At 47.4% G+C, this 2,079-nt stretch carries 1 protein-coding gene; it reads left to right on the top strand.

All coding sequences use genetic code 11. From position 1 onward, the window contains the following. Nucleotides 1-23 precede the first annotated feature (23 nt). Nucleotides 24-2,079 (top strand): CBS domain-containing protein (locus tag IQ242_RS23320; protein WP_193961593.1); only part of this gene is annotated, 2,056 nt, incomplete at its 3' end.

Consider the following 2,079-nt stretch of genomic DNA (forward strand, 5'->3'; position numbering starts at 1 on the left):
CCCCTAAAACCCCAAAAAAAACTATGGATTTAATTTTATGTCATCAAACGGCGGATTTTGACGCTTTGGGGGCAGCGGTGGGTTTATCGTTGCTGAAAGCGGGTAGTCGCATTGTGTTAACGGGAGGCGCGCACCCAACGGTGAGGGAATTTTTGGCCCTGCATCGGGATGAATTCGCTTTAATTGAACTGCGTAGTGTCAATCCAGCCAGTATTCGCTCTTTAATTATCGTTGATAATCAGTGGCGGGATCGTCTGGGAAAAGCCTCCCAGTGGCTCGATTTAGGGCATTTACAGGCGATCGAATTGTATGATCATCATTTGGATAGTGAAAGTGATATCCATGCCTCTAGCGTCCATTTAGAAGCGGTGGGAGCCACCACGACTTTAATTGTCGAAGCTTTACAAAAAGCCCAGATTAAACCAAACTCGATGGCAGCAACGGTAATGGCACTCGGTATTCACGTTGACACCGGTTCCCTGACTTTTGCCGGTAGTACCCCCAGGGATGCCTATGCTTTGGCTTGGTTAATGACCTGTGCTGCTAACATTAAAACGATCGCCCAATACTGTCAACCGAGTTTTTCCCCGCGCTTACAGGAGTTATTTAGCCTTGCTTGGGAAAATCTAGAGATTAAAACGATTTATGACCGTAAAATCGCCCACGTTCTTCTCCATACTGCCGATTTTATCCCCGGTTTGTCTAGTGTGGCCGAGCGCCTACTGGAATTATCCGAGAGTGATGCGTTACTTTTTGGCCATAGTTATAGTAAAGACGAGGAAGATAAATCCCGACAGCGTTTAACTGTGATTGGCCGCTCTAGAATCGATGGGGTGAATCTATATCAGCTTTTTTCCCCCTATAACGGTGGTGGTCATGCTCAGGCCGCTTCGGTGAGTTTTCGCGATGTTCAGCCAGTTCAACAGTTAAACCAACTGCTGGGGGACTTAATTGCTCAAATTCCTCCTTCTCCCACTGCTAGGGATTTAATGTCTTCCCCAGTGCGAACAATTCGTCCCGATACTTCCATATCTCAAGCCGAGCGCATCCTTTTTCGTTACGGCCATTCGGGGTTATCGGTGGTAGATGAGCAGGATCGCTTAGTTGGAGTGATTTCTCGTCGTGACCTCGATTTAGCTCTCCATCACGGCTTTTCTCGCTCTCCCGTGAAGGGATACATGACTTGTAATCCGAAAACTATTACCCCGGACACTTCTCTTCAGGAAATCGAGTCGCTGATGGTAACGTATGATTTAGGGCGTTTACCTGTACTAGAAAATGGGCAGTTAGTCGGTATCGTCACTCGTACAGATGTATTAAGACAGATTCATCAAAATGAGCGGGTGCGTTTTGAAGGGGTTGCTTTGGTTTCCTGTCTTTTACCAGCGATTAAAGAGCGTTTAGAGCCGATTTTATGGTCATTTCTGCAAGCTGCCGCCGCTGCCGCTCAAAAACGCGGTTGGCATCTCTATCTGGTTGGGGGTGCGGTGCGGGATTTATTGTTAGCCACAGAAAGGGATACTTTATTGTTACAGGATATCGATTTAGTGGTGGATGGCTGCCATCGCGCCGCCGGTGTGGGTGCGGGGGTAGAATTGGCTAATTGTTTACAGGAAATTTATCCGGAGGCCCGGTTATCGATTCACGGGGAATTTCAGACGGCGGCTTTGTTATGGCACAAAGATGAGCGTTTTGGCTCGTTATGGGTGGATATCGCCACGGCACGCACGGAATTCTATCCCTATCCTGCCAGTAATCCCCAAGTGGAGGCTAGTTCGATTCGACAGGATTTGTATAGAAGGGATTTTACGATTAATGCTCTGGCAATTCGCCTAACTTCGCCGAAAGAGGGGGAATTACTCGACTTTTTTGGCGGTATGTTGGATTTACGCGCCCAAAACATCCGGGTTTTACACGCTAATAGTTTTATTGAGGATCCGACGCGCATCTATCGAGCGGTGCGTTTTGCCACTCGCTTAAGATTTGTTATTGAACCCTTGACAGAAAACTATATTAGGTATGCGATCGAAAGTGGGGTTTATGATCGCTCACGGCAACAAAATCAGAATGCACCCGCTT

Origin of the sequence: Microcystis sp. LEGE 08355, assembly GCF_015207185.1 — a bacterium.
GTDB lineage: Bacteria > Cyanobacteriota > Cyanobacteriia > Cyanobacteriales > Microcystaceae > Microcystis > Microcystis panniformis.